Raw genomic sequence first — 26,616 nt, forward strand, 5'->3', positions numbered from 1 at the left:
TTGAAGGCGGCCGGTCAGGATTCCTGCGTCACGCGCAGGACTTCTTCGATGGTGGTGATGCCCTGGACGGCCTTGGCCAGGCCGTCCTCGTACATCGTGCGCATGCCCTCGGAGCGGGCCAGTCGCTCGATCTCGCCGGCATCGGCGCGTTGCATCACCAGGCGTCGCAAGGGATCGCTCATCACCAGAAACTCCATGATGGCGCGGCGCCCGCGGTATCCGGTGGGATTGGTGGTGCTCGTGCCAGGCTTCCATAAACGGATGGGACGCTCGTCGGTGTACTTGTGCAGCTCGAACTGCTCCACCACCTCGGGCAGGGCCTCGTAGGGCGTGGCGGTTTCCGGGTCCAGGCGGCGCACCAGGCGCTGGGCCAGGATGCCGTTGACGGTGGACCCGAGGAGGTAGTCTTCCACGCCCATGTCCAGCAGGCGGGTGATACCGCCCGAGGCGCTGTTGGTATGCAGCGTGGAAAGCACCAGATGGCCGGTGAGCGCGGACTGGATGGCAATGCGGCAGGTTTCCAGGTCGCGCATTTCGCCGATCATGATCACGTCTGGATCCTGGCGCACGATCGAACGCAGGGCGCCGGAGAAATCCAGGCCGATCTGCGGCTTCACCTGGATCTGGTTGATGCCCTCGATCTGGTATTCGACGGGATCCTCGACCGTGATGATCTTGACGTCGGGCGTGTTGATCTTCGACAGCGCGGTATAGAGCGTGGTGGTTTTGCCCGAACCCGTGGGGCCGGTCACCAGCAGGATGCCGTGCGGGCGCTCCAGTACCTCGATGAAGCGTTGCTGGAAGTTGTCGGTAAACCCTAAGGATGCGAAGTCGAACACCACCGACTCGCGATCCAGGATACGCATCACCACCGATTCGCCGAAGCTGGTGGGCACGGTGGACACGCGAAGGTCCAGCTCCTTGCCCTGCACGCGCAACTGGATGCGGCCATCCTGCGGCAGGCGGCGTTCGGCGATGTTCAACCGCGCCATGATCTTCACGCGGGAGATCACCGCGGCGGTGGAACTGGCCGGCGGGGCTTCCACTTCATGCAAGACGCCGTCGATGCGGTAGCGCACCTTCAGCCGGCTTTCGAACGGCTCGATGTGTACGTCGGATGCGCGTTGCTCGACCGCACGCTGCAGGATCAGGTTCACCAGGCGGATCACCGGTGCCTCGGAGGCGAGGTCACGCAGGTGTTCGACGTCTTCTTCCTCGGCGGCGGTGCCATCGAGGTTTTCCACGATGCTGCCCATGGCCGAGCGGCCCTGGCCGTAGTAGCGCTCGATCAGGTCGTCGATTTCCGAGCGCACGCCGATGCGCAGGCCTATGGGACGGCCGGTGGCCAGCCGCGCGGCCTCCAGCGGGAAGGTATCGGCAGGGTCCGCCACGATCAGGGCCAGGCCGTCGTCGCCATCGCGCACGGGCACCACGTGGTATTGCTTCAGGAACCGCAGCGACAGTTCCACTTCGGCCGGGGGCATATCCGGGGCATCGCGGGCGGACATCAGGGGGGCGTCGAGCAACTCGGCCCAGCCTTCGGCCAGGTCGCGCTCGGACACCAGGCCCAGGCGGGCCATCAGCGAGGTGAGCGTGCCCTCGGGGGATTCCTCGTGCAGGCGGCGGGCACGGGCAAGGTCGGCATCCTTCAGGCGGCCACGCGCCACCAATGTCGCGCAGACATCGGCCTCGCTGAGCGAGGGTGTCTTGCCCGGGCGCTCCGCGCGTGTGGCTCCACTTGCTGCCGCCATGGTTTTTTCCGTCCCTGCCGCGTCTTTAGGGGTTAACGATCTAGCATAACCCGGCCCAAGCTACCCGATGATGGCGAGAAATCGGAAAGCTTTGTGACTGAATGTGACCGCGTTCAGACTCCGGGAGTTCCGCCAGCGAATTGCGAAACAGGCTTTCCGAAATTGCGAAACGCGCCGCCTACATGAATGCCGGCCGTACCCCGACGTGGAATAATGGCCGGCCCTGTCGCAGCGCAGCACGAAATCCGCATGAACCTGATCGACATCGGCGCCAACCTTACCCACGAGTCGTTCCGCCACGATTTCGACGACATGCTGCTGCGGGCCTCCCACCAGGGCGTGTCCCGGCTGGTGGTGACCGGCGCCTCGCTGCAGGGCAGCATCGATGCCCTGGCACTGGCCCGCGGACGTCCCGGGGTGCTTTATGCCACCGCAGGCGTGCATCCGCATCATGCCGTGGATTACGACGACGCGACCGATCTGCAACTCCGGGAGCTGGCCACCCAGGCCGAGGTGGTCGCCGTCGGCGAAACCGGGCTGGACTACCATCGAAACTATTCACCGCGCGACGTACAGCTGGCTGTGTTCGAGCGCCAGCTCGCCATCGCGGTGGACCTGCACATGCCGGTGTTCCTGCACCAGCGCGATGCCCACGACGACTTCATCGCCCTGCTGCGTACCGTGCGCGACCGGCTTCCGGCCGCGGTGGTGCATTGCTTCACCGACGATGGCGTTGCACTCCGCCATTACCTGGACCTGGACTGCCATATCGGCATGACCGGATGGATCTGCGACGAACGGCGCGGCACCCACCTGCGCGAGCTGGTGAAGCTGATCCCCGCCGACAGGCTGATGCTGGAGACCGATTCGCCCTACCTGTTGCCGCGCACGGTGAAACCGGCGCCGTCACACCGCCGCAATGAACCGATGTTCTTGAAGCACATCTGCGAGGAAGTGGCGCGTGATCGTGGCGAGGATGCCCTCGCCGTCGCCGCGGCTAGCACGCGGACGGCCGAGCTGTTCTTCGGGCTCGAACGCCTGGGTTAACCCTTCAATACCCGTGTCTGGCCCAGGCCCAGGCCATCCAGCCGGTAAGGTCCAATCGATTCGCGCACCAAGCGCAGGGTGGGTAGTCCCACAGCGGCCGTCATCCGGCGGACCTGGCGGTTGCGCCCCTCGCGGAGGGTGATCGCCACCCAGCTGGTGGGGATCGTTTTGCGGAATCGCACCGGCGGATCGCGCGGCCAAAGCCATGCAGGCTCGTCGATCACTTCGGCACCTGCCGGCAGCGTGGGGCCGTCGTTGAGCGTGATGCCGCGGCGCAAAGGTTCAAGCGCATCGTCGGTAGCCAGGCCTTCCACCTGCACCAGGTAGGTCTTGGCTTCCTTGTGCTTCGGATCGGTCAACCGGTGGGCCAGGGCACCGTCGTCGGTAAGCAGCAGCAGGCCTTCGCTGTCGTGGTCCAGCCGTCCTGCAGGATAGATATCCTTCTGCCTGACGAAGTCCGCGAGGGTCGGGCGACCCTCGCGGTCGACGAATTGGCACAGCACGCCATAAGGCTTGTTCAGTGCCAGCAGCATGGGCCTTTAGCGCGGTTTGACGAAGCGCAGGGTCATGCGGTCGGACTCGCCAATGGCCTGGTACTTGGCGCGGTCCTGGTCTTTCAGCGCATAGGTGGGCGGCAAGGTCCACACACCCTTCGGGTAGTCCTTGCTGTCCTTCGGGTTGGCGTTGATTTCACTGGAGCCGGCCAGCTTGAAGCCGGCGTCGGTGGCGAGCTTCACGACGTAGGCCGTGGGCAGGTAGCCTGAGTCCTTTAGCTTGGCAAGGTCGGCGCCGTCGGCGGCACGGTGGTCTTCCACGCCCAGCACGCCACCCGGGGCGAGCACGTCGAAGAACGCCTTGAACATCGCCGGCGCCGTGCCGTCGTCGGTCCAGTTATGCACGTTGCGGAAGGTCAGCACCATGTCGGCGGAGCCTGGCGCGCCTAGCTTGGGCGCCTTCGGATCGATGCTTTCCACCTGGGCATTGCCGAAATGGGCGGGATCGCTGGTCACGCGTGCCTTGAGCGATGACATCTCCTTGCCTTCACCCTGCCCGATCACCGCGGCAATGTAATGACCGTTGTCATGAAGCAGCGGGGCGAGGACCTCGGTGTACCAGCCGCCGCCCGGGGCGATCTCGATCACCGTCATGTCGGGGCGCAGGCCGAAGAAGGAGAGGGTTTCCTTTGGATGGCGGTAAGTGTCGCGCGCCTTGTTGGCTGGCGAGCGCCAGCTGCCGGCGAGCACGGTATCGAGTTGGCCGGTGGTGAATTGCCCGGCAGAGGTCGGCGGTACGGCGGTGGCCGGTTGGTCTTCCGGCTGCGCAAAAACCTGCGGCGCGGCGGCGAGCGCGCAGGCGGCGAAAACGGCGGCGAGAGTCTTCATGGCGATCCATCGGTGGGGGTGGGACGACGGCCGGCCGGCAGGGTGGGCCATCGTGGGCAAAGGCATCATAATCGGTCTTCCCCCGGGGCAGGATTACCTTCCTTGAAGCGCATCACGATTCACGCGGCCCTGGTGGCCTGCGGCATCGCCGGCATTGTCCATGCCGACGACACTATTCCGCCGCCCCAGCGCCTGGAACCGGTGGTGGTCACTGCCACACGCAGTGCGCAGTCCCCCTATGACGTGGCGGCCACCATCAACGTGGTCCCGGCGCCGCCCGATGGCGCGCTCAACGTGAACCTGTCCGAGATGCTTGCCAGCGTGCCCGGCATCCTTGCCCGCGATCGCCAGAACTACGCCCAGGACGAGCAGCTCTCCATCCGTGGCTTCGGCGCGCGATCGACCTTCGGCATCCGCGGTGTGCGCCTGTACACCGACGGCATCCCGGCCAGCATGCCCGATGGCCAGGGCCAGGTTTCCCATTTCAACTTAGGCTCGGCCGACCGGGTGGAAGTGCTGCGCGGTCCGTTCTCCGCGCTGTACGGCAATGCTTCGGGCGGCGTGGTGCAACTGTTCACCGCCGACGGTGGGCAACCGGACGAACTGCGCGCGGGCCTGGCTGGTGGCAGCAACGGCATGCTGCGCGCCGACGTCGGAGCCCGCGGCAAGAACGGCACGTTCGACTACAACATCGACTACACCCATTTCCGCACCGACGGTTACCGCGACCATAGTGCTGCGCGGCGCGAATCGGGCAATGCCAAGCTTGGCTGGCAGATCGACGACGGCAAGCGCCTGACCCTGGTGCTCAATACGCTGGATGTTCCTTTCGCGCAGGATCCGCTCGGGCTCACCCGAAGCCAGTGGAAGGCCGACCCCAGCCAGGCCACCTCGGTGGCGGACACCTACAACACGCGCAAGACCGTCAACCAGACCCAGGGCGGCCTGGTGTTCGACGATTCGATCGACGAACACAACAGCCTGCGGGTGATGGGCTATTACGGCGACCGCAACGTGTTGCAGTACCTGTCGATACCCAAGGCCACGCAGGCCAGCCAGCCGGGGAACTCGGGCGGCGTGGTGGATCTTTCAAATCAGTACGGCGGCGGTGACGCTCGCTGGACGTGGTCGGGCGACTTCGCCGATCGGCCCTTCGAGCTTGCTGCAGGCGCCACCTACGACAACCAGCATCAGCACCGCACCGGCTACAACGACTACGTGGGCGACATCCTCGGCGTGCGTGGCGATTTGCGCCGCGACGAGATCGACCGCGTGTTCGACTTCGACCAGTACGTCCAGGCCACCTGGAAGCTGGCCGACCGCTGGACGGTGATGGGCGGCGTTCGCCACTCGCAGGTGAAATTCAATTCCGACGACCGCTACATAACTGCTGGCAATCCTGACGACAGCGGCTCGAAGGATTACAGCGCGACCACGCCGGTGGCAGGCGTGATGTTCAGTGCAAGCCCGTCGGTGCATCTTTACGCCAACTACGGCAAGGGCTTCGAGACTCCGACATTCTCCGAGCTCGGATACCGTAACGACGGTGGCCCGGGACTGGCCTTCAATCTGCAGCCGGTACACACCCGAAGCACCGAAGTGGGCATCAAGCTGCGGCCCTCCGACAGCACGCGTGCGGAATTCACCGTGTTCCGCTCCGACAGCCAGGACGAGTTGGCGGTGGCCACCAACCTGGGCGGACGCACCACCTACCAGAACATCGACCGCTCGCGCCGCCAGGGCTTCGAGGCATCGCTCTCCACCCAGTTGGCGGATCGCCTGAAGCTCAGCCTGGCCTATACGCGCGTGCAGGCGACGTTCCGCTCACCCTTCCTGACCTGCGTCGTCGCCGGCTGTTCACGTCCGGATACGCCGGTGGCCGCGGGGACGGGGATTCCTGGTGTGCCGGGAAGTTACGCCTATGCCGCCCTGGCGTGGGGCGCCGATACCGGCTGGCAGTTCGGCGCGGACGCCACCTATAACGACAAGACGCCGGTGAATGACACTAATAGCGAGTACGCACCGGCCTATACGACGGTAGGCGTATCCGGCGGCTATGTGATCGACCGTGAGCACTGGCGCATCCATGGCTTCGCGCGCGTGGACAATGCCTTCGACCGCACCTATGTAGGCTCGGTGATCGTCAACGACGGCAATGGCCGTTACTACGAGCCCGCGCCGGGTCGCACGTTCCTCGTCGGCGTGGATCTGCGCTGGCGTGATTGAACGCACACGCCGCTTCGACCTCGCGCATGGCAAGCTTCCGTTTTTGCCATGTGCGAGGGACATTCCATGAACAAGCGCAAGCTCGGCCAGTCCATCCTGGAAGTCGCCCCGCTCGCCTTCGGCGGCAACGTATTCGGCTGGAGCGCGGATGAAAAGCAGTCGTTCGCCCTGCTCGACGCCTTCGTCGACCACGGCTTCAACCTGATCGACACAGCCGACGCCTATTCGGCCTGGGTGCCGGGCAACAAGGGTGGCGAATCGGAAACCATCATCGGCAAGTGGCTCAAGGCCAGCGGCAAACGCGACAAGGTTCTGATCGCCACCAAGGTGGCCAAGTGGCAGCAGCATCCGGGGCTTTCGCCGATCAATATCAACGAGGCAGCGGACGATTCCCTGCGCCGCCTGGGCGTGGACCACATCGACCTGTACCAGGCCCACGAGGATGATCCGAAGACCCCGCTGGCCGAGACCCTGCACGCCTTCGCCGGTTTGATCCAGAAGGGCAAGGTGCGCGTGATCGGTGCCTCCAACTACAGCGCCGAGCGCTTCGCCGATGCACTGAAAACGTCTCAGTCCGAAGGCTTGCCGCGCTACGAGTCGATGCAGCCGGAATACAACCTGATGGATCGCAAGGCTTACGAGGGGCATATCGAGCCGGTGATCCTGAAAGAGCGCGTCGGGGTCATCAGTTACTACTCGCTGGCTAGCGGTTTCCTGACCGGCAAGTACCGAAGCGAAGCGGATCTGGCCAAGAGCGCCGCACGCGGTGGCGGGGTGAAGAAATACCTCGGCGCCCGCGGCAGGAAGGTATTGGACGCCCTCGACGAAGTCGCCGGCCGGCACAACGGCAAGCCGGCACAGGTGGCCCTGGCCTGGCTGATGGCCCGCCCGGGAATCACTGCACCGATCGCCAGCGCGACGACCGTGGAGCAACTGGGCGAGATCGCCCGAGCAGCGGAGCTGAACCTGTCTGGGGAAGACATCAGCCTGCTCGACCAGGCCAGTGCCAGCTAGGGCCATCGCAGGCGTCAATCCCGGGGCCCAAAGGGCCGGATCGGTTACCATGCTCGCCATGACCGATCCGACCCCGCCCCCGACCACCCATTTCGGCTTCCGCGACGTTCCCGTCGGCGAGAAACAGGCCCTTGTCGGGCAGGTGTTTACCTCGGTCGCGCGCAGCTACGACCTGATGAACGACCTCATGTCGTTCGGCATCCATCGCCTGTGGAAACGCCACTTCGTGGCCGTGAGCGGCGTGCGCCGTGGCGACCGCGTACTGGACCTGGCTGGCGGCACGGGCGATATTGCCGCGCTGCTCAAGCCCGTGGTCGGCGATGAGGGTGAAGTGGTGGTGGGCGACATCAACGCCGCCATGCTCGGCGTGGGCCGCGACCGCCTTACCGATCGGGGGCTGGTGGCCGGCTTGCGCTGGGCGCAGATGAACGCCGAAGCCCTGCCCTTCCCGGACAATAGCTTCGATGCCGTCACCATCGCCTTCGGCCTGCGCAATGTCACCGACAAGGACAAGGCACTGGCCGACATGTGCCGCATCCTCAAACCCGGCGGCCGCGCACTGGTACTGGAATTCTCCAAGGTCAAGAGCGAGCTCTTCAGCAAGCTCTACGATTTCCATTCCTTCAAGGTGCTGCCGAAACTCGGCCAGCTGTTCGCCGGCGACGCCGACAGCTATCAATACCTGGCCGAATCGATCCGCAAGCATCCCGACCAGGAAACGCTCAAGGCGATGATGGAACGCGCGGGTTTCGGCCGCGTGGAAGTACGCAACCTGTCCAACGGCATCGTGGCGATCCATCGGGCCTACAAGTTCTAGACACGGTTGCGCGATAGCTGAAAGCACGCGTGCGGGGCTCGGGTGACGATGCGCCTTCTTCGCATCGGAACATCGTCGTGATCAAGACTCCAACGCAAATCCCCCTGCCGCCAATCACCCTTGCCGATCTCAAGGCGGTGGCGGGTGACCAACCTTGCACACCGATGCCACAGACACCCATATCGGTGACCAACAACGACGCCGATACGCGAACTGGGTGGCTTTACCTGGACAAGGATGAGACGTCACCTCTCGGACGCAAGCATCGTGATTCCTTAACAGACAGAGAGCTTGGTCCTGACGAACGCGAAGCGCTGAAGCTTCTTGGCGACGCTATCGACTTCGGGCGGTCGACTTACCTCGATATGGATACGCTCGTGTCGACACCAGACGGTGCGGCCGCACTCATCGCGCAAGACTCCATGCCTTTGAACCGTGACCGGACGAAGCGGCCGATTTCGGAAGCAGGGCTTGGTCACCGGCCGGAAGTGTGCAGGGAGGAACTGCGGCGGCGCATAGTGCGGGTCGCGGGAAGTGCTTCTCAACATGGCGCGAGCACAGACCTGATGCAGTCCCTGTCTCGGCGGCTTGGCAACCGGGGCGGGCCCTCCGGCACCTGAACCGCCCCAGCGCGTGGTGGCATACTCCGGGTTTCAGCCCCATCCCCGGAGCCTCACCATGCGTTACCTGCCCGCCGTCGCGCTTGCCGCGTTCGCGCTGCCGCTGTCGGCTTTTGCCGCGGATCCCTATTCCTACGCCCAGCCGTCGGTGGTCCGCGTCACCCACCTGGACCTGGACCTCGGGGTCGACTTCGACCAGAAGGCCCTGGCCGGCACCGCGACGCTGAAGCTCGACTGGAAGGACCCCCAGGCGCCGGAGCTGGTACTGGACACCCGCGACCTGAAAATCGCCAAGGTCGAGGCGCTGGGCGCCGGCGGCGCCGTCTCGCCGCTTAAATTCACCCTGGCGGCCAGCGACAAGGAATTGGGCGAGAAACTCACCATCGCGGCGCCAAAGCACCCGGCTGAAGTACGCATCACCTACGCCACCGTGCCCACCGCCTCGGGCCTGCAGTGGCTCACACCTGAGCAGACCGCCGACAAGAAGCAGGCGCTGATGTTCTCGCAGTCGGAGTCCATCCATGCGCGCTCGTGGGTGCCGCTGCAGGATTCCCCGGCCATCCGCTTCACCTACGACGCGCACATCACCGCGCCGAAGGGCGTGCGCGTGCTGATGAGCGCCATCAACGACGCCAAACACCCGCTCGATGGCGATTTCACCTTCGACCAGCCGCATCCGATCCCGTCGTACCTGCTGGCCATCGCCGCCGGCGGCCTGGACGTTCGCGAGACGGGCCCGCGCAGCGCCGTGTATGCCGAGCCTGGCGTGGTCGCCAAGGCCGCACACGAGTTCGAGGATACCGAGAAGCTGATCGCAGCCACCGAGAAGCTCTACGGTCCCTATGCCTGGACGCGCTACGACATCCTGGTACTGCCGCCTTCCTTTCCGTTCGGCGGCATGGAAAACCCCAACATGACCTTCGCCACGCCCACGGTGCTGGTGGGCGACAAGAGCCTGGTGTCGCTGGTATCGCATGAACTTGCGCATTCGTGGTCGGGAAACCTGGTGACCAGCGCATCCTGGCGGGACATCTGGTTGAACGAGGGCTTCACTACCTACGTGCAGGGCCGCATCACCGAGGCGGTGTATGGCAAGACGCAGGCCGACGAAGAAGCCCTGCTGTCTGCACGGGCGCTGGAAAAAGGCCTGGCCAAGATGCCAGTGAACGCACAGAAGCTGACTCCCTCGCCACGCGCTGTCGGTGCCGACGACGCACTCACGGACGTGGCCTACGACAAGGGCTCGTGGTTCCTGCACACACTCGAGCAGCGCTTCGGCCGCGACAACTTCGATGCCTACCTCAAGGGCTACTTCGCGCACTTCGCCTTCCAGAGCATCGATACCGAAACGATGCTCGCCTACATGAAGACAAACCTGCTGGATAAGTACCCCGGCAAGATGAGCGTGGCCGAAGTGCGCGCCTGGGTCTACGAACCCGGCGTCCCCAAGGATGCCCCGCTGCCCACCGTGGCGCGCTTCGACAACATCGACGCAGAACGCACCGCTTTCCTTGATGGCACCCTGGGCGCCGACAAGCTCGATGCGAAGACCTGGAATACCCAGGAGTGGATGTACTTCCTCGACCGCCTGCCCGACGCACCGCCGCTGACCAAGATGCAGGAACTCGACACCGCCTGGCATCTCACCGGCACACCCAACGCCGAGATCGGCATGCGCTGGTATGCCCACGCCATTGCCGCGGGCGACAAGGCCGTGTGGAACGCCGCAGGCGAGCATATGCAGCGTATCGGCCGTCTGTACCTGACCACCCCCGTGTACCGTGCCTTCGCCGCCACGCCCGATGGACTCGCCTTCGCCGAAGGCATCTATGCCAAGGCCAAGCCCGCTTACCACCCGATGACGCAGAAAGCGGTGGAAGGCATCTTCGCCAAGGCGAAAGCCCACCCGGGCAAGGCCACCTGACCATGTCACGTCTTCGTCCCCGTCCTGTTTCCAACGATCCGCGACCGCTATGGAAGCGCCTGCTCTATCGCCGCCTGAAGTTCATCGGTGGCATCGTCGGCGTACTGGCGCTGAGCTTCACCTTCGCCTATCTGTTCGAGCCGCAATGGCTATTGCGCATGGACATGATGCGCAAGGCGATGGCGGCCAACCTCGACACGCACAGCATCGAGGCCGGCGACACGAAATGGTCGTATTACGAAGGCGGCAACGGCCCCACCCTGGTGCTGTTGCATGGCTTTGCCGCCAACAAGGATGTGTGGCTGGATTCGGCCAAGGAACTGACCAAGAATTTCCACGTGATCGCCCCGGATCTTCCCGGCTGGGGTGATTCCTCTCGCGTGGAAGGCGGCCGGTACGACGTGGACAGCCAGGTGGCACGGCTGGATACGTTCTTCGATCGCATGGGCCTGCGCGGCTTCACCCTGGTCGGGCATTCGATGGGCGGTGCGATTGCCGGCGCCTATACCGCGGATCATCCGGGACGCGTGTCGAACCTGGTGCTGATGGATGCCTTGGGCCTGACCTTCAAACCCAACGACTTCTCCAAGGCGGCGCTCAACGGCAAGGATCCGTTCGTGTTCGACGACCGGGCGGGTTTCGAGGCGATGCTGAAACTGGTGTTCCTGAACCCGCCGAAGGTACCCGGCCGCATCGCCGATGCCCTGGTGCAACAGAACAAGGACAACCGCGTTTTCATCGAGCACACGTTCGATGAGTTGAAGCCCGAGTCGCAATCGCTGGCGCTGGATTCACGGCTACCCAAACTCACCGTGCCGGTGCTGGGCCTGTGGTGCCACGAGGACAAGGTGATCGACATCTCGGCACTGGATACCCTGCGCAACGGACTGACCAACGCCAAGGCGATCAGCACTACGATCTTGAACGGCTGCAACCACATGCCGCAGATTGAGAAGGCGGATGATTTCGCCAAGGTGATCACGGGATTCGTGATGGCGCATTAAGTGGGTGGGCGGTGGCTGCAAGCGCCACCGTCACCCGCCCGATACGATGTTGCTCTTCGGAGAGGGCACAAGCCTCGAGCCTTCCGGTGCAACCTTGGGATCAAGATGCCAATCACTTTCGCGGCCGACGTCGACAGCACGGTTTATATAACGACAGTTCCGCATCCGACGGCGAACGACAGTTGGGTCAACGGGGCTGACCAACCGACGCATGCCTACAACATCCAGAATGTTCGCAACCATGCACGGAGCGGCATGAACATTCTTCGCCATCTGGCTATTGATTTGGTAGGCATTGGCACCCTGATAATCATCGTCCGCAACTACATCGACCGGGTAACCTCGGATGCTTACCACGAAGGTTTCGAACGAGGATCCAACCTGTGCCTTGAAGATCAACGCGCTTTGACGATGCACACCGCTACGGCCGTCGCCCGCTCAGATACCTCGTATCCATGGCACCGGCCTTGGGACTGGCCTTTCTAGCGCATCAATCGGCGACGTCCGCCACCAGCCGTTCGAGCTCGGCCTTCAACCCCGAACCATGCGCACGCAGCCAGTCGCGCTGTTCGCGCCAGTCGGGAGTGATGGATTCCACCCAGGCCCAGAATTTGCGCGAGTGGTTGCGCTGGCGAAGGTGACACAGCTCGTGCACCAGCACGTAGCGCAGCGCCGCAGGTGGCGCCAGCGCCAGCGAAAGGTCAAGGTTCACCCGGTCGCGTGCGTCCAGGCTTCCCCACAGGCTCTTCAGCGGACGTATGCGCAGCCCCGTGGGCGCGGCACCGACCAGCGGCACCAGCGTTGCGAGCCAACGCGAGACGTCGCGCCGGATCTGTGCTTCAAGGAACGAGGCGATGAGTCCCCGCGCTACTGGCAAGGCGCGGCTGCCCGGCCGCGGTAGTACCAGGGTGAGTGATTCACCCGCGTGCTCGATGCGGGGATAAGGGCCATCGGCCCAGAAGAGGTCGGTTTCCTGTCCGCGCAACGGGAACGTGGTGGGCACGCCCACGCGCAGCGCCGGCAGCCGTTCGGCATCGAGGTTGAGTTCGTCGAGCTTGCGTTCGAGCCAGTCGACATTGGTGCGCAGGAAGGCGCTGACCTGCGAAGGATGCGTGCCGCGCGGGCAGGTGATGCGCGCGCCCTTGGAAGTAACGGTGAGGCGCAATCGACGGGCACGCGGATGCACCGATTTCAGCACGCGGATCGTTGCCCCCCCGGAGGTAGGCAATTCAAGCCAGTCGCCCTGTTCGAACATCGCCGTTGTCTACCCGTTGCCACCGTGGAGCCGATAAGTTTCGACCACGGCCGTCGCGGATGCTGCGACTGAAGTTCCCTGCCGCCCGATCAATCCGGGCGGGGCAGCTTGAACCATTCGTCGAGCTTGCCCAACAGGCGCTCCAGCTCCAGCGTCAGCAGGGCAAAGCGGGCATCCATCTCGGCCGCAGGTGAATCGTGGGGGCTATCGCCCATTTCGTCCAGTACCACGTCGAGGAACTTCAGCTTCCTGACTACCAGGTCTTCACCCAGGACGAAGGTCATCCGGTCATCGAAGGTCAGGCCCAGCAGGAACACCTGCTTGCCGTTTCGCAAGTGTTCGCGGACTTCCTCCGACTCCAGGTCCTGACGGCGGCAGCGGGCAATGGCGCCGGTGGCCGTGGCAGGGTCCCTGAGCTCCACCTCGTCGCCGAGGGTCAGGCCCCCCGGGAGGTTGCCGGTGGCCAGCCAGTCGGTCATCAGGGCCCGGGGGGATTCCTCAGGGGCCAGCGGCACGGCCGGGAAACTACCCAGGGCCTCGCGGATCTGGGTCACGCCGTTCTCGGCCGACTTGCGACTGGAACTATCGATCACCAGCCAGCCGTGCTTGCGATCGGCGTAGACGGCCAGGCGGGAGCTGCGGACGAAGGCCCGCGGCAGCAGTTCGTTCAGGACGTCGTCCTTGATCCGCTTGCGCTCACGGCCGTTCACCTTGCGGCCTTCTTCCTCGGCGATCTTCTGCACGCGGTTGTGCAGTTCGTCATTGACCACGGAAGACGGCAGCAGCTTGTCCTCGCTGCCCACCATCACCAGGGTGGAGGCCTTCACCACGTGGGTCAGGGCTTCCTCGTTACGGCCCAGCGGGGAGACAAAGCCCCGGGTGGACATCTCCAGCGGACCTACCGGCCGAAGGCGGTGTTCGGCCAGGGCTTCGTCGAGTTTTTCCAGGTCGTTGGCAACAGTGGCGGAGAAGCGGAACAGCGTCAGGTTACGAAAGAACATGGATGCCTTGGATTGCGTCGTGGGCAAACGACGAATGATACCGACCCGCTGCCTCCCGCGGGTCTCGCGCGGGAAGAGACTGGGATGCTTGAGGGTTTGCGTGCCGCCTCAGGACACCGCGGCGATGGCCTGGGCTACCGCGTCGATGTTGCGGTCGTTGAGCGCGGCTACGCAGATACGCCCGGTACCCACCGCGTAGATGGCGAATTCCTCGCGCAGGCGGTCGACCTGGGCTGCGGAAAGCCCCGAATACGAAAACATGCCGCGCTGGCGCACGATGAAGTCGAAATCCGCCTGCACCCCGGCGGCCTTCAGGCGCTCGACCAAGCCCAGCCGCATGGCGCGGATGCGACCGCGCATCTGGCCCAGTTCCTCGTGCCACATGGCGCGCAGTTCATCTGAATGCAGCACCGCCGACACCACCGAGGCGCCGTGGGTGGGCGGGTTGGAGTAATTGCTGCGGATCACGCGCTTGACCTGCGACTGCACGCGCAGGGCTTCTTCGTGGCTCGCCGCCACGATGGAAAGCGCGCCCACGCGTTCGCCATAGAGCGAAAACGATTTGGAGAACGAGCTTGCCACCAGCATCGGCACGCCGGCGTCGGCGAACAGGCGTACCGCCACGGCGTCCTCCTCGATGCCATCGCCAAAGCCCTGGTAGGCGATGTCGAGGAAGGGCAACAAGCCCTTGTCACGCACCACGTCCACCACCTGGCGCCACTGCGCGGTGTCCAGGTCCACGCCCGTGGGGTTATGGCAGCAGGCGTGCAGCACGACGACGGCGCCACGCGGCAGCCCCGACAGCGACGACAGCATGCCGGCGAAATCCAGGCCGTGGCTGGCAGCGTCGTAGTAGGGATAGTTCACTACCTGGAAGCCGGCCGCCTCGAACAAGGCGCGGTGGTTTTCCCAGCTGGGGCTGCTGATGGCAACGGGTGCGGCGGGGTTGAGGTGCTTGAGGAAATCCGCGCCTACCGTCAGCGCGCCGGTGCCGCCCAGGCCTTGCGCGGTCACCACGCGTCGCTCGGCAATCAGCGGTGACTCCGCGCCGAACAGCAGGCGTTGCACCGCCGCGTCGTAGGCGGCAATGCCGTCGATCGGCAGGTATCCCCGGGGCGTGAGATGTCCCAGGCGGGCCTCTTCGGCCGCACGCACGGCGCGCAGCAGCGGCACATGGCCGTCGGCATCGTAGTAAACGCCTACACCAAGGTTCACCTTGTGCTCGCGCGTATCGCTGCCATAGGCCTCATTGAGCCCCAGGATGGGATCGCGGGGGGCCATTTCGACATGGGTGAACGGGGTCATGGAATCAAAGCCTTCGGCAGCTGGAACGGGAAATGGGAAACGCTTGGTTTATTCCGTGTCATCGCCCTGCCCGGCAAGCCAGGCATGGGTGTCGACGCCGGCCATGGCGCCAAATGAGAAATCGAACAGCGAGCGGTCGGCCAGTTGCGAGGGTGCCACGTTGCCCAGCGCGCGGAAGATCGTTTCCGCGCGCCCGGGGAACTGGCGTTCCCAGTCGTCCAGCATGCGCCTGACAGCCTTGCGCTGCAGGTTTTCCTGCGAACCGCACAGGTTGCACGGGATGATAGGGAAGCCACGATCCGCGGCGTAGGCCGCGATGTCGTCTTCGCGGCAATAAGCCAGGGGCCGGATCACCGTGTGCGCACCGTCATCTGAACGAAGCTTCGGCGGCATGGCTTTGAGGCTTCCCTGATAGAACAGGTTCAGGAAGAAGGTGCCCAGGATGTCGTCGCGGTGATGGCCCAGGGCGATCTTGGTCACGCCGTTCTCGCCTGCCCACTTGTACAGCGCGCCGCGGCGCATGCGCGAGCACAGGCTGCACATGGTCTTGCCAGCCGGGATCACGCGGGTGACCACCGAATAGGTGTCCTGCTCGATCACGTGGTACGCAACGCCGAGCGATTGCAGGTAGCCGGGCAGCACGTGTGCGGGAAAACCCGGCTGCTTCTGGTCCAGGTTCACCGCCACCAGCTCGAACGGCACCGGGGCCTTGGCTTTCAGCTGGATCAGGATATCGAGCAGGGTGTAGGAATCCTTACCGCCGGACAGGCACACCATCAGCTTGTCGCCGGCTTCCACCATGGAAAAATCAGCGATCGCCTGCCCCACCTGGCGACGCAGCCGCCTTGCCAGTTTGGTGACCTCGTAGGCTTCTTTGCGGGAGTCGGGGACGGGGGCTGGCATGGGTGCGGCGCGGGCTGGACGATGCATTGTAACAGGGCCTTCGCCGATGCTTCCCCGTGCCACGTTCAGCGGACTACACTCGACGCTTCCCCCGTAGCCGCCGTGGTTCGCATGCAGGTTCAGGATCCCGCCGAGACCGCCCGTCGACTGGCCGAACTCCGCAGCGAGCATCGCGACCTCGACTCGGCCATCGACCAGCTGATCGCCGCCCGTGCGGGCGACGAACTGCAGCTGACGCGCATGAAGAAGCGCAGGCTGGCATTGAAGGATGCGATTTCCCGGCTCGAAAGCCGCCTCATCCCCGACCTGGATGCCTGAAATCATGCCCGTGACCCTGCGCGACGAACACGTCGCTCTCGAGCCGCTCGCCATCGACCACATCCCCGGCCTGGAAGCCGCGGCGCTCGATGGTGAACTGTGGAACCTGTGGTTCACCTCCGTGCCGCCGCCGGGCCAGATGCACGCGTACGTGGAGAAAGCCCTTGCCGCCCAGGCGGAAGGCCGCATGCAGCCCTTCGCCATCCGCGAGGCCACCAGCGGCCAGATCGTCGGCAGCACGCGCTTCTACGACATCGAGGACACGGTGCCGCGCATGGCCATCGGCTACACCTGGTATGCCCAGAGCTGGCAGAAAACCCACCTCAACACCTGCTGCAAACGGCTGCTGCTGCAGCATGCCTTCGAAACCGTCGGCGCTGCCTCCGTCCAATTCCATACGGACATCTACAACGTGAACTCCCAGCGCGCCATAGCGCGCCTGGGTGCCACGCAGGAAGGCATCCTGCGCTCACACCAGAAGCGGCCCAACGGCACGGTGCGCGATACCGTGTGCTTCAGCATCCTGGCCACCGAATGGGAGGGCGTGAAACGCTCGCTCGATCTTCGGTTGGAGCGGCTTACCGCGCCGGTGCAGGGTGCACGATAAGCGTGGCCGTCATGCCGGCGGCCAGTACCGTACCCGCGGGCAGGTGATCGGCGTCGATCTTCACCCGGACCGGCACGCGCTGGGCCAGGCGCACCCAGTTGAAGGTCGGGTTCACGTCCGATAGCAAATCCGCGCCCGTTGGGTTGTCGGCATCGGTGATGCCGCGGGCAATGCTTTCCACGGTGCCGGTAAGGCGCGCACCGCCGGCCAGCAGGCGAATGTCCACCTTGTCGCCCACGCGTACGGTGGGAAGCTTCGTCTCCTCGAAGTAGCCGTAGATCCAGTAGCTATGGCTGTCGATCAGGGCCAGGCGTGGCGTGCCGGTGCTGGCGTAGTCGCCCACGCGGATGTCCAGGTTGGTCACGTAGCCATCCACGGGCGCGCGTACCTCGGTGCGATCAAGGTTCAACTGCGCGGCGGCCAGCTCTACCTGTGCCTGGGTCACGGCGGCGAGCGCCTGTTGCTGGCCGGCACCGGCTTGGCGGGTGCTGGCCTGGGCCTGCTGCCATGCGGCGTGCGCGGCGTTGGCGGCGGCCTGCGCGTTGGCGCGGTCTTCGGCCGAGATCACGTTGTTGATCAGCTTCTGCCGGCGCTCGGACTGCGCCGCGTAATTGTCGTAGTTGACCTTGGTCTGGTTGGCGCCGGCCGATGCGGCGTTGATGCTGGCGCCAGCGGCGCGCGCGGAGGCCTCGGCGGCAGCGAGGTTCGCTTCGGCCTGCGCCACGGCATTGAGATAGCGCGCGCGATCGATCACGAACAATAGGTCGCCCTTCTTCACTACCTGGTTGTCCAACACTTTCACTTCGGATACCAGGCCCGCGACGTCCGGGGCAATACGCACCACCTCGGCGCGCACGCGGCCGTCGCGCGTCCACGGCGAATACATGTAGTGCTTCCACAGCGCATGGCCGATGAGCACAGCCAGCAACACCACCAGTACGGTGACGACCAGGCGAGCGAGACTTGCGAGTTTCATGGCGGCGTGACCTAGAAGAGGAGCAGCCCGAGGCTGCCGAAGACACAGATGAAGGCGGCGATACGGACGAGCGACGGATGCCATACATACCGGTACAGCCCGTAGCGGCCGGCCAGCCAGTCCAGCCCCCACAACAGCAGCATGGAACCGATGAATACCAGCAGCAGGCCAGGGACCAGCGCGTCGCCGAGGGCGATTTCACGGGGCATGGGCGATCTCCTCCGGGTTGGGCATCTGCGGCATGTAGGCGGCCAGCACGGATTCGCCGTCCAGGAGGGCCAGGCGGATCAGGTGCAGGTTGTCCAGCAGCACGCAGGTATGTTCGGCCTCGCTGGTCGCGGCGATGGCGGTCGCCACTGCGTCGCGGGCCAGGAGATAGCGTTTGGCGTCGGGCTGTTCGTAGAAGCGCGCCAGGGCCTGTACGGCGTCGTCCATGATGCGTTGCGTGCTGATTGTCATGTCCAGGCCCGACATGGCAAGGCGTAGTTCAATCATCGCGCGGCCGGTTTCGTGCACGGCCAATGCCCAGGCGATCAGCGCGCGGGAATCCGCACTGCCCTGCTGCGTTTGTGCAACCACCTGGCTGAAGAGATCGTGGTTGACGCTTTCGAAGCGCTGGCGGAGACCCGGCAGCGGCGCTTCGGCGGCCAGTGCCACCTGTCGGCGCAGGCGTTCGAGCTGGCGCCGGCGCAACCATATGCTGCCGATAGCCGGCGGTACCAAAAGGAAGGCCACCGCGGCGGCACCCACGCCCACGATCTGCGCCATGCCGTTGTTGATCAATGACACCGGGTCGAACACCATCGGGTTCTGCAGGCCCACCACGTTCACGAATCCAATGGCGGCACCCAAGCCCGAGCTTGCAAGTGATGGCCGTATCATCATCACCACGCAAACGATCATGAACGGCGCAGTCCCCGCCACCAGCAGGCCGTAACCGTCCATCCTGGTAAGCACGAAGAATACGCAGGCAAAACCCATGGCCACGCCCAGGACATAGCCCAGCAATACAGAAGACGTGACGCTGGCAGCGTTGGGCGTGACCGCGAACAGGGCAGCGAACACCGTGGCCAGCAGCATGGCGCCGGAGCCCACCGGCCATGCCGATTCAATCCAGAACACGCCCAGCAGCAGCATGGTGACGGTAGTACGCGTCGTGGCCAGCAGGGCGCCGGCGACGTCGTTGCCACGCACGAAACGCATGCGCTCGGCGACACCGCCCGTCAGTTGCGGCGCCTGCAATGCGGCGGCGGCATCGACGAAGTCGTAGAGCTCATCGATGAAACGCAGCTGCAGCGCGGCACCCGTGTCGAAATCACGGCGGTCGGTGGTATCGGCCATCGACTCACGCAACACCGGTGCGTTCGCCTGCATGGCTTTTCGCGCCTGCACCAGTCGCGGCAGGAATATCTTCGCCGCGGTGCCTGCCTCGATCGGCGCGGCCAGGGCGGTGCCGATGGGTGCATAAAGCTGGATCAGCGCCTGGGCCGACGCCTTGCGGCCGGCCCTCGCCAGTCGGTTGATCAAATGGTGAAGCGACTGGAACGTGGTCGACGACGCCATGAAGCGCTGGTTATAGAGCTCCATGTGGCCGCTTCGCGCCCGGGCCTCGGCATCTTCGAAGATCACCGAGCTGCGCAGGTCTTCCAGCGCCACGGCATCGCGCACGAAACGCAGGTGCGCGCGTTCGAGCTGCTCGCGGGGGATGCTGCCGCCGGTGGCGCCCTGCACGAAGGTAATGAAGTGCGCGAACTGGTCGCGTGCCGTGCGGCGAAGCACGTCGCGCATTTTCGACGGGAACACCACATCGCTCACCACCCCGCTCACCAGCAGGCCCAGCAACACTTCGCTCAGGCGTGCCACCGCCGAATCGAAGATGGCTGGCGGATGGTCGATCACCGGCAAGCCGACGATCGCCGCGGTGTAACCACCAAGAACGAACGCGTACGCCTTGAAGTTACGGAAGAAGGTGGCACCGCCAGCGCAGATGCCCAGCCACAGCGACATCGCCACCAGGAACCATTCCCGCTCCTGGGGAAACGCCGCGACGATAAGCACAGCTACAAGAGCGCCGCCCAGCGTGCCGATGGCGCGGTAGAAACTCTTCGCCAGCACCATGCCCGTCTGCCGGCTGGCCACGATGATGGTGGTGAGCATGGCGCTGGTGGGTGCCGGCAGGCTCAACCGCATGGCCAACCAGCCGGTGATGTAGAACGCAAGCAAGGTCTTGAAGACGAACAGCCACGTGCCGGCTTCCTCATGCAGGGTGTCGACCACCACCCTGCGAGAAGCCGGCAACGGCGTGCCTGTATCGGTCATCGACATTGGCCACGCGTCCCGTTCAGTCGGTCAAGCCGTCGAGCATTTTCTTCAGCAGCCGCTCGAGCTGGCGCTGGTCGTCGGCGCCAAGCTTGCCCGTCTGCCGGCCAAGCAATCCGCAGATCTCCGGCAGGAAGCTTTCAATCAGCGCTTCCCCTCCCGGGGTGAGAGTGAGTACCACCTTGCGGCGATCGTCGTTGCTCCCCTTGCGGTGGATCAAGCCCTTCTCGCACAGCTGGTTGGTAAGCCGCGTGATGTTGGCCGACTTCTCACCGGCGGCATCGGCCAGGTCCGAGGGTGTCATCTCGCCGCTCGGAGTGCCGTACATCATCATCAGGAGGTTGTACTCCGGGTGGTTCAGGCCGAAGGGCTTGAGCACGGCGTTGGCGTCGTCGTGGACGACCTTGTAGATGTGCTTGATCAGGCGCACCAGCACGGCCGGTTCGCGGGGAAACGCCGGATGGCGCTCGCAGGTGACGGCAAGGCGGCGTTCGGTCGGGGCGAAACTGGAATTCATCGGTGCGGGCCTGATGGGCTGACCGATGTAGTTTATTTATGTAATTTCCATTTGTAAAGAACTTCTGATTTGGGCCTGCATGTCCTCGGCTATCAGCTTATGTGGTGTGTCACCCAAATTCAGGCCCGTAGCCCCAAACCTCACTCCATGACTTGCGCAGCGGGCCGCATACGAAAATATCGGGGTGATACTGGCTTTCTTCATTGACCACGCCCCAGGCGTTGACCGAATGACCCGCAAGGCGGCAATCGGAGAAAAGCTCGTCGGCACGCTTATGGGAACTTCCCAGCACGATAACGGTGCTGGGCGGTGTTTGCGGATATCCACGTAGCCATCCGGTATTGATGGCAGTGATTGGCCGGGGCAGGTGGTACTTCTGCCCGAGCAGGGCAATGGCGCCGTACTCGCCATAGTTGCCCACCACGATGCCCAGATGGTCTTGCTGCTCGGCCGGCAAGGCATCACGAATGGCAGCAACCTGCGTCACAAGTTCATTCCAGCCAACCTCCTCGCGCAGGTCGTTGTTCCTACGAAGCGCGAAGTCTCGCAGTGGACCACTTGATGCGAATGGCACAATGCAAAGCGCCGCATAAAGGCCAATAGCGGAAACGCCGGTGAATAGCAGCGTGGCAATCCCAACGCGCCATGCCGGACGCATGCTGTGCAACCACCGCTCTCCGACGACTGATCCCATGGCCAGCAGCATGGGATACGCACCGCTGATGTAATAGAAGCGGCCCTGCGCGAACAGGAACAGCAGCAGGGGCACCGCATACATCCAGGCAAGCATGCGATAGCGACGGTTGCTGAAGTACGCGAACACACCTGCGAGCCAGACAGGCGCGGCAAACAGGTTGGCATTGATGCGGAACTGATCGCGCAGGAAACCGTCCGCGCGCCCCTCGTTGACGTCGCGCGCGTGGATACCTTGCAGGAAGTGGTAGGAAATGAAGTCGTGCTTGATAAGCCATGCCAGGTTTGGCGCAAACACAAGTAGCGCGATGGCGCCGCCGGCCCAGAACCAGCCACTGGTGACATATCGCCGTGCATCGGTAAGCAGCACGCCAACCAGTACGCCGGTAAGAAAAAAGGCGATTGAGTACTTTGTCTGCAGGCCCAGGCCGGCAAACAGGCCAATGGCCACCCACCAGCGCGGCTCATCGTCGCGCAGCAGACGAATCACACTCCAGGCGATAAGCACCCACCACAGGAAATCGAAGGAGGAGTACTGAAATTCGGTCGCATCGGCCATCGGCGCGGGCGACAGGGCGACCGCGATTGCAGTAAAGACCTGTGCCAGACGGCCGCCGCCGAGGTCACGCACCATGAGGCCGCTGACAACAATCACCGTAACCTGGGCCAGCACCGAAAACAGCCGCAGTCCTATGAGCGACAGGCCGAACATCTGCAGGCCCAGATGTTCCAATGCAGCCGTCAGCGGGGGGTAAGGCACAAAGCCCCAATCCATATGCTGGGCATCACTCAAGAATTGCAGTTCATCCCGATGAAAGCCGTACTGCCCGTTGGTCAACATGTGGGCTATGCCGAAGAGAGCGGCAATGACGACCACAGGTATGACGCTCACCTCTGGTCGACGAGCGGCCATTGGCGCCTTGAGCAAATCCCGACTGTGCACGTTTGGAGCCCCCCCAGCATGATTGAACCCAAACCATGCCCAATCAGTGGCTAACGGGCCAAGTGGATGGGGTTGGATCGCCATGGCCCGGGGACGAAAGGCAGGCTGACAGGGACGAGCTGTGGCCGACTCGAGGGGTGCGGCAGCAAGAAAAAGGGCGCCACGGGGCGCCCTTTCTGGTTTTCCTGGAGGATCCCCGACCTTCGAAGCACTAACCTTTGGTCGGGAAGGTCTCCACGCCATTGGCCGGCGGCGGGTTGTCCTGCCGCGGGGCGTCGCGCTGGCCGGACGAGGGCAACGGACCGCTGCCGCACTTGTAGGCGCCCCAGGGCTGATTGCCATCGGAGGGCTCGCCCAGCGGCTTGATGGTATCGGCGTGCAGCTCCGCCGCCTGGTTGCGGGCGAGCACTTCCAGCTCGTCGCGCACCTTGATGTCGTTGCGGTCGATCGGTCCGACGCGGCTCTGCACGGACACCGTCATCTTGCCCACGTTCTGGCAACTGGAGACATCGCCGTTCCACGCGGTGCGTACGTTCTTCGCCCCCTCGTCGAGGTTGATGCCCCAGGTGCAGCCGGCGAGCAGCAACACGGGGACGAAGACAAGGGCGTGGCGCATGGCGGAACTCCGGTGGTGGCTGTTGGAGATGTTAATCCTTCCGTCGGTCATTTCACCGGATTCCCGTCGGCATCGATCACGTGCACCTCGCCCAGGTTCAGCGCGCGCACGGGTTTCTCGATCTGGCGGAAGTCGCCTACGATCACCCAGGTCAGCGCCTTGGGCACGATGACTTCCTTGATGGCTTTCTCGGCGGCCGCCTGGCTTACCTGGTCGGTCTTTGCCTTGAGCGTCTGCACGTAGTCATCCGGACGGCCATAGCGGACGATCTCGGTCAAGGCGCCAAGCACGGCGTCGGAGGTCTCGAAGCTGCCCGGCAGGCTGCGCACGTTCGAGGCCTTGATCTTGTCGATCTCCGCTTGAGTCAGCGGCTTCGCACCCACCACCGCGTCCACTTCCTTTTGCATCTCGGCGGCCGACTCGGCCGTCTTGTCGGTCTGCACCGGCGCGTACATCAGGAAGGGGCGCTGGCCGATGGTATCGCGCATGAAGCTGCCGGCACCGTAGGCCCAACGCTTGTCCTCGCGCAGATTCATGTTCAGGCGCGAGGTGAAGCTGCCGCCGAAGGCACCGTTGGCAACGTCAAGGTCGATGTAGTCGGCGGCCTTGGACGAGGGCGCCAGCAGGCCCGCCAGGATCAGCGACTGCGGGGCATCGGGACGGTTGATCAGGAACACCCGTGGCTTCGCTTGCGCCGCCACGTGGGCGAGGTTCCGCGCCGGAATGGCCGAGGACGGTGCCTGCCAATCGCCGAACACGGCATCCAGCTGCGGGATGATCTCCGCCAGCGTGGTATCGCCGGCAACCAGGATGCGCAGATTGTCCGGACGGATGAAATCCTTCTGGAAGTTGGCAAGGTCGGCCGCCGTCAGCGACTTGATCGACGCCTCGGTACCGGTGCCGGTAGCGGGGATGCCATAGGCGTGGTCCTTGCCATACAGCAGCGGCGGCAAGGTGCGCAGGGCAAGGCCTACCGGCTGGGATTTCTCCTGGGCAATGCCGGCCAGCCACTGGCCACGTACGCGCTCGATGTCGGCGCTGCTGAAGGCGGGGTTGCGCACGACGTCGGCCAGGAGTTCGAGCGACGGCTTGAGCTCACTGTTGAGCGCATCCAGGCCCGCCGAACACGCGTCCATGCCGCAGGCCAGCCCAAGCGACGCACCAAGGCGTTGCTTGCGCTGGGCCACTTCCACCGAATCGAGCGACTTGGTGCTCTCGTTCATCAGCGCAGCGGTGAAGCTTGCGGTACCCAGCTTACGGCCCTGATCGGCGGCGAAACCGGCGTTGAACTGCAGGTTCACCAGGGTGACCGGAATGGTATGGCGCTCGGCCAGTACCACTTCGATGCCGTTCTTCAGTTTCCCGCGCTGCACCTTGGGGAAGCTCAAGTCAGGGAAGGTGTTGACCTCGGGCACGCCCTTGGCGCGGTCCACCACGGACTTGGCCACGGTGTAGGTCCCGGCCGGTGGCATCACGGCCTTCGGACGGCCCGGGGCGTCAGCAAGGCCGACAACCGCCTTGTCTTCCACGGCCGGATCGAAATCCTTGCCGGCGGGAAGCACGGTGAGCGTGTAGCTCCCCTTCGATGTCCACTTGTCGGCGGCGGCCTTGACGCTGGCGGGGGTCGCCGCCTCCATGCGGGCGAAGTCCTTCTTGTAGGCAGCCGGATCGCCGCGATAGACCTGGCCCTCGGCCAGGATCACGGCCTTGCCGGCAAAGCCGCCCACTTTCTCAAGGCCGCGGATGAAGCCGGCACGGCTGCCGACCTTGGCGCGCTCGAGTTCATCGGCGGTGGGGCCATCGGCCAGGAAGCGCTTCCATTCGTCGGCAACAGCGGCTTCCACCTTCGCCGGATCCACGCCGTCCTTCACGTCGACGGTGAGCTGGAACTGGCTGGCCAGCGCGAAGGGCGCGATGGACACCGAGACGTCGTCGGCGAGGTTGTCCTTGTAGACCAGGCGCTGGTACAGGCGCGATGTCTTGCCACTGCCAAGCACGGTGGAGGCGAGGTCCAGCTGCACGGTGTCGTCGGTACCCAGCTGCGGCACCACCCAGGTACGGATGATGCGGGTCTGCGGCACGTGGTCGTGCTGTACGCCGCGCGTGCTCTTGGTCAGCGGGGTGATCCACGGCTGCTGGCGCGGCACCGGGGGACCTGCGGGAATGTCGCCAAAATATTCCTCGGCCTTGGCGCGGGCCTGGGCCGGGGTGATGTCGCCGGCCAGCACCAGGGTGGTGTTGGCAGCGCCATAGTAATCGTGGAACCACTGCTTCACGTCGGCGAGCGAGGCGGCGTCGAGGTCCGCCATCGAGCCGATGGTGTCGTGATGGTAGGGATGGTTCGCCGGGTACGTGTTGAGCAGGATGTTTTCATCCGTGCGGCCGTAGGGACGGTTCTCGCCCTGGCGCTTTTCGTTCTGCACCACGCCGCGCTGGGTATCGAGCTCTTTCTGGCCGATGGCGCCAAGCAGGTGCCCCATGCGGTCCGATTCCATCCACAGCGCCATGTCCAGCGCGGTCGTGGGCACGGTCTCGAAGTAGTTGGTGCGGTCGAACCAGGTGGTGCCGTTCTGGTCGGTGGATCCTGCAAGCTCAAAGGGCGTGAAGTAGGTGCCCTTGTGGTTCTCCGAGCCTGAGAACATCAGGTGTTCGAAGAGGTGCGCGAAACCCGTCTTCCTGGCCGGCTCGTCGCCGGAGCCCACGTGGTACCAGATGCTCACCGCCACCACCGGGGCCTTGTGGTCTTCATGCACGACGACCGTCAGCCCATTGGGCAGGGTGAAGCGCTGGAAGGGAATATCCGGCACGGCCTGGGTGGCTGGTGCGGAAAAGACGGTGGGGCTGGCGACGGCGCCAAGCCCGAGCAGCCCGGCGGCAAGCAGGGCAACGGATTTCTTCATGGAGGGTACTTCCTGTCCTTGTGAACCCCTGCGACGTTAGCCCGCGCGGGGTTGGGGAAGCAAATGCCTGATGGCCGGCAAGTGTCCGTGTTGCATGTGTGGCGTCCGGACCATGTCCGGTCGCTACAGGGGTTGTCCGCGGACAGCTACTTGCATGTCATGGCATCGATTTTTATTTAATATTTTCAATATGTTGAAGATGATCACGAGGCTGGCACGGCGAATGCATTGGTAGTCATGCCCGGGGAAGAAAGCCGGGACAACTTCCAAAAAGGCTAAAGCTCATGAAATACGAAATGCTCCTTCTGCGTGGCCTGTTCGCCGCCTGCCTGATGGCCAGTGGCCTGATCCTCGGCTCCATGCTGTTCTCGCACCCGGTTGCCAGTGGTGTCGCCGGTACCGCCGTCGCCACCGTCCAGTCCGCTTGCGTGTTGCCGGCTGATGGCCTGATTTGCCCGCAAGTCCGTTCATAATGGAC

Annotated in this window: 25 protein-coding genes; 11 read left to right on the forward strand and 14 right to left on the reverse strand. The window is 64.3% G+C overall.

The window, feature by feature from the left end; translation table 11 throughout:
* Positions 1-14: 14 nt before the first annotated feature.
* Positions 15-1,751, reverse strand: a complete 1,737-nt coding sequence (gene gspE, locus NDK18_RS09145; protein ID WP_250624594.1) for a type II secretion system ATPase GspE — start codon at positions 1,749-1,751, stop codon at positions 15-17.
* 249 nt (positions 1,752-2,000) lie between these two features.
* Here gspE and NDK18_RS09150 point away from each other — a divergent pair, with 249 nt between their 5' ends.
* Entirely contained in the window at positions 2,001-2,798 is a 798-nt protein-coding gene (locus NDK18_RS09150; RefSeq protein ID WP_250624592.1) for a TatD family hydrolase, read from the forward strand.
* Here NDK18_RS09150 and NDK18_RS09155 read toward each other — a convergent pair.
* Both NDK18_RS09155 and NDK18_RS09160 read right to left on the reverse strand, forming a co-directional pair.
* A complete protein-coding gene (locus NDK18_RS09155; protein WP_250627575.1) occupies positions 2,795-3,331 on the reverse strand; it encodes a pseudouridine synthase in 537 nt (178 codons plus the stop codon). The genes NDK18_RS09150 and NDK18_RS09155 overlap by 4 nt on opposite strands.
* Positions 3,332-3,337: 6 nt before the next feature.
* Entirely contained in the window at positions 3,338-4,180 is an 843-nt protein-coding gene (locus NDK18_RS09160) for a class I SAM-dependent methyltransferase (RefSeq protein WP_250624590.1), read from the reverse strand.
* Between the two features lie 102 nt (positions 4,181-4,282).
* On the opposite strand from NDK18_RS09160, the gene NDK18_RS09165 reads away from it, so the two are divergent.
* From NDK18_RS09165 to NDK18_RS09195, 7 genes are all read left to right on the forward strand, one after another.
* Positions 4,283-6,406 (forward strand): TonB-dependent receptor family protein, encoded by a 2,124-nt coding sequence (locus NDK18_RS09165; RefSeq protein WP_250627576.1) that lies wholly within the window; start codon positions 4,283-4,285, stop codon positions 6,404-6,406.
* A gap of 66 nt (positions 6,407-6,472) precedes the next feature.
* On the forward strand, positions 6,473-7,420 hold the full coding sequence (locus tag NDK18_RS09170) for an aldo/keto reductase (RefSeq protein ID WP_250624588.1): 948 nt from the start codon (positions 6,473-6,475) through the stop codon (positions 7,418-7,420).
* Positions 7,421-7,469: 49 nt separating this feature from the next.
* Positions 7,470-8,237, forward strand: a complete 768-nt coding sequence (gene ubiE / locus NDK18_RS09175) for a bifunctional demethylmenaquinone methyltransferase/2-methoxy-6-polyprenyl-1,4-benzoquinol methylase UbiE (protein ID WP_425502738.1) — start codon at positions 7,470-7,472, stop codon at positions 8,235-8,237.
* Between the two features lie 77 nt (positions 8,238-8,314).
* Positions 8,315-8,857 carry a hypothetical protein gene (locus NDK18_RS09180; protein ID WP_250624587.1) on the forward strand — a complete coding sequence of 181 codons (543 nt, stop codon included), beginning with the start codon at positions 8,315-8,317 and terminating at the stop codon, positions 8,855-8,857.
* 58 nt (positions 8,858-8,915) lie between these two features.
* Positions 8,916-10,781: a M1 family metallopeptidase gene (locus NDK18_RS09185; RefSeq protein WP_250627577.1), complete on the forward strand. Its 1,866-nt coding sequence runs from the start codon at positions 8,916-8,918 to the stop codon at positions 10,779-10,781.
* A gap of 2 nt (positions 10,782-10,783) precedes the next feature.
* Positions 10,784-11,785, forward strand: coding sequence for an alpha/beta fold hydrolase (locus NDK18_RS09190; protein WP_250624584.1), 1,002 nt, complete (start codon positions 10,784-10,786; stop codon positions 11,783-11,785).
* Between the two features lie 105 nt (positions 11,786-11,890).
* Complete coding sequence (locus NDK18_RS09195; RefSeq protein ID WP_250627578.1) at positions 11,891-12,271, forward strand: hypothetical protein; 381 nt, start codon at positions 11,891-11,893, stop codon at positions 12,269-12,271.
* A 4-nt stretch (positions 12,272-12,275) separates the two neighbouring features.
* Here the strand turns inward: NDK18_RS09195 and NDK18_RS09200 are convergent, their stop codons facing one another.
* From NDK18_RS09200 to ttcA, 4 genes are all read right to left on the reverse strand, one after another.
* Positions 12,276-13,040, reverse strand: coding sequence for a M48 family metallopeptidase (locus NDK18_RS09200; RefSeq protein WP_250624582.1), 765 nt, complete (start codon positions 13,038-13,040; stop codon positions 12,276-12,278).
* Positions 13,041-13,129: 89 nt separating this feature from the next.
* The gene (locus NDK18_RS09205) at positions 13,130-14,041 is read right to left on the reverse strand and encodes a recombination-associated protein RdgC (RefSeq protein WP_250624581.1); all 912 of its coding nucleotides are present in this window, start codon (positions 14,039-14,041) and stop codon (positions 13,130-13,132) included.
* A 108-nt stretch (positions 14,042-14,149) separates the two neighbouring features.
* Positions 14,150-15,346 (reverse strand): amino acid aminotransferase, encoded by a 1,197-nt coding sequence (locus NDK18_RS09210; protein WP_250624580.1) that lies wholly within the window; start codon positions 15,344-15,346, stop codon positions 14,150-14,152.
* A gap of 48 nt (positions 15,347-15,394) precedes the next feature.
* Positions 15,395-16,249 carry a tRNA 2-thiocytidine(32) synthetase TtcA gene (gene ttcA, locus NDK18_RS09215; protein ID WP_250627579.1) on the reverse strand — a complete coding sequence of 285 codons (855 nt, stop codon included), beginning with the start codon at positions 16,247-16,249 and terminating at the stop codon, positions 15,395-15,397.
* 111 nt (positions 16,250-16,360) lie between these two features.
* Here ttcA and NDK18_RS09220 point away from each other — a divergent pair, with 111 nt between their 5' ends.
* Both NDK18_RS09220 and NDK18_RS09225 read left to right on the forward strand, forming a co-directional pair.
* A complete protein-coding gene (locus tag NDK18_RS09220; RefSeq protein WP_250625864.1) occupies positions 16,361-16,567 on the forward strand; it encodes a YdcH family protein in 207 nt (68 codons plus the stop codon).
* On the forward strand, positions 16,560-17,174 hold the full coding sequence (locus tag NDK18_RS09225; protein WP_425600630.1) for a GNAT family N-acetyltransferase: 615 nt from the start codon (positions 16,560-16,562) through the stop codon (positions 17,172-17,174). Before NDK18_RS09220 ends, NDK18_RS09225 begins: the two co-directional genes overlap by 8 nt.
* Here NDK18_RS09225 and NDK18_RS09230 read toward each other — a convergent pair.
* The 7 genes from NDK18_RS09230 to NDK18_RS09260 form a co-directional block, all read right to left on the reverse strand.
* On the reverse strand, positions 17,146-18,150 hold the full coding sequence (locus tag NDK18_RS09230) for an HlyD family secretion protein (RefSeq protein ID WP_250624576.1): 1,005 nt from the start codon (positions 18,148-18,150) through the stop codon (positions 17,146-17,148). The two genes, NDK18_RS09225 and NDK18_RS09230, sit on opposite strands and share 29 nt — an antisense overlap.
* A gap of 11 nt (positions 18,151-18,161) precedes the next feature.
* Entirely contained in the window at positions 18,162-18,359 is a 198-nt protein-coding gene (locus tag NDK18_RS09235; RefSeq protein WP_250624575.1) for a DUF1656 domain-containing protein, read from the reverse strand.
* A complete protein-coding gene (locus NDK18_RS09240; RefSeq protein ID WP_250627581.1) occupies positions 18,349-20,475 on the reverse strand; it encodes an FUSC family protein in 2,127 nt (708 codons plus the stop codon). Before NDK18_RS09240 ends, NDK18_RS09235 begins: the two co-directional genes overlap by 11 nt.
* A 16-nt stretch (positions 20,476-20,491) precedes the next feature.
* Positions 20,492-20,986 carry a MarR family winged helix-turn-helix transcriptional regulator gene (locus NDK18_RS09245; RefSeq protein WP_250624573.1) on the reverse strand — a complete coding sequence of 165 codons (495 nt, stop codon included), beginning with the start codon at positions 20,984-20,986 and terminating at the stop codon, positions 20,492-20,494.
* Positions 20,987-21,095: 109 nt separating this feature from the next.
* Positions 21,096-22,592, reverse strand: coding sequence for a glycosyltransferase family 39 protein (locus NDK18_RS09250; RefSeq protein ID WP_250627582.1), 1,497 nt, complete (start codon positions 22,590-22,592; stop codon positions 21,096-21,098).
* Positions 22,593-22,833: 241 nt separating this feature from the next.
* Entirely contained in the window at positions 22,834-23,238 is a 405-nt protein-coding gene (locus NDK18_RS09255) for a DUF4156 domain-containing protein (protein WP_250624571.1), read from the reverse strand.
* Between the two features lie 47 nt (positions 23,239-23,285).
* Positions 23,286-26,138 (reverse strand): M16 family metallopeptidase, encoded by a 2,853-nt coding sequence (locus NDK18_RS09260; protein ID WP_250624569.1) that lies wholly within the window; start codon positions 26,136-26,138, stop codon positions 23,286-23,288.
* Between the two features lie 284 nt (positions 26,139-26,422).
* Between NDK18_RS09260 and NDK18_RS09265 the strand changes: the two genes are divergently transcribed.
* Complete coding sequence (locus NDK18_RS09265) at positions 26,423-26,611, forward strand: hypothetical protein (RefSeq protein WP_250624567.1); 189 nt, start codon at positions 26,423-26,425, stop codon at positions 26,609-26,611.
* The last annotated feature ends 5 nt before the right edge of the window (positions 26,612-26,616 follow it).

This window comes from Pinirhizobacter soli (assembly GCF_015905305.1).
GTDB lineage: Bacteria > Pseudomonadota > Gammaproteobacteria > Xanthomonadales > Rhodanobacteraceae > Pinirhizobacter > Pinirhizobacter soli.

Coding starts and splice junctions, on each gene's coding strand:
- gspE (WP_250624594.1), bottom strand. CDS start 1,751: ATGGCGGCAGCAAGTGGAGCCACACGCGCGGAGCGCCCGGGCAAGACA.
- NDK18_RS09150 (WP_250624592.1), top strand. CDS start 2,001: ATGAACCTGATCGACATCGGCGCCAACCTTACCCACGAGTCGTTCCGC.
- NDK18_RS09155 (WP_250627575.1), bottom strand. CDS start 3,331: ATGCTGCTGGCACTGAACAAGCCTTATGGCGTGCTGTGCCAATTCGTC.
- NDK18_RS09160 (WP_250624590.1), bottom strand. CDS start 4,180: ATGAAGACTCTCGCCGCCGTTTTCGCCGCCTGCGCGCTCGCCGCCGCG.
- NDK18_RS09170 (WP_250624588.1), top strand. CDS start 6,473: ATGAACAAGCGCAAGCTCGGCCAGTCCATCCTGGAAGTCGCCCCGCTC.
- ubiE (WP_425502738.1), top strand. CDS start 7,470: ATGCTCGCCATGACCGATCCGACCCCGCCCCCGACCACCCATTTCGGC.
- NDK18_RS09185 (WP_250627577.1), top strand. CDS start 8,916: ATGCGTTACCTGCCCGCCGTCGCGCTTGCCGCGTTCGCGCTGCCGCTG.
- NDK18_RS09190 (WP_250624584.1), top strand. CDS start 10,784: ATGTCACGTCTTCGTCCCCGTCCTGTTTCCAACGATCCGCGACCGCTA.
- NDK18_RS09195 (WP_250627578.1), top strand. CDS start 11,891: ATGCCAATCACTTTCGCGGCCGACGTCGACAGCACGGTTTATATAACG.
- NDK18_RS09200 (WP_250624582.1), bottom strand. CDS start 13,040: ATGTTCGAACAGGGCGACTGGCTTGAATTGCCTACCTCCGGGGGGGCA.
- NDK18_RS09205 (WP_250624581.1), bottom strand. CDS start 14,041: ATGTTCTTTCGTAACCTGACGCTGTTCCGCTTCTCCGCCACTGTTGCC.
- NDK18_RS09210 (WP_250624580.1), bottom strand. CDS start 15,346: ATGACCCCGTTCACCCATGTCGAAATGGCCCCCCGCGATCCCATCCTG.
- ttcA (WP_250627579.1), bottom strand. CDS start 16,249: ATGCCAGCCCCCGTCCCCGACTCCCGCAAAGAAGCCTACGAGGTCACC.
- NDK18_RS09220 (WP_250625864.1), top strand. CDS start 16,361: ATGCAGGTTCAGGATCCCGCCGAGACCGCCCGTCGACTGGCCGAACTC.
- NDK18_RS09225 (WP_425600630.1), top strand. CDS start 16,560: ATGCCTGAAATCATGCCCGTGACCCTGCGCGACGAACACGTCGCTCTC.
- NDK18_RS09230 (WP_250624576.1), bottom strand. CDS start 18,150: ATGAAACTCGCAAGTCTCGCTCGCCTGGTCGTCACCGTACTGGTGGTG.
- NDK18_RS09235 (WP_250624575.1), bottom strand. CDS start 18,359: ATGCCCCGTGAAATCGCCCTCGGCGACGCGCTGGTCCCTGGCCTGCTG.
- NDK18_RS09240 (WP_250627581.1), bottom strand. CDS start 20,475: ATGTCGATGACCGATACAGGCACGCCGTTGCCGGCTTCTCGCAGGGTG.
- NDK18_RS09245 (WP_250624573.1), bottom strand. CDS start 20,986: ATGAATTCCAGTTTCGCCCCGACCGAACGCCGCCTTGCCGTCACCTGC.
- NDK18_RS09250 (WP_250627582.1), bottom strand. CDS start 22,592: ATGGCCGCTCGTCGACCAGAGGTGAGCGTCATACCTGTGGTCGTCATT.
- NDK18_RS09255 (WP_250624571.1), bottom strand. CDS start 23,238: ATGCGCCACGCCCTTGTCTTCGTCCCCGTGTTGCTGCTCGCCGGCTGC.
- NDK18_RS09260 (WP_250624569.1), bottom strand. CDS start 26,138: ATGAAGAAATCCGTTGCCCTGCTTGCCGCCGGGCTGCTCGGGCTTGGC.
- NDK18_RS09265 (WP_250624567.1), top strand. CDS start 26,423: ATGAAATACGAAATGCTCCTTCTGCGTGGCCTGTTCGCCGCCTGCCTG.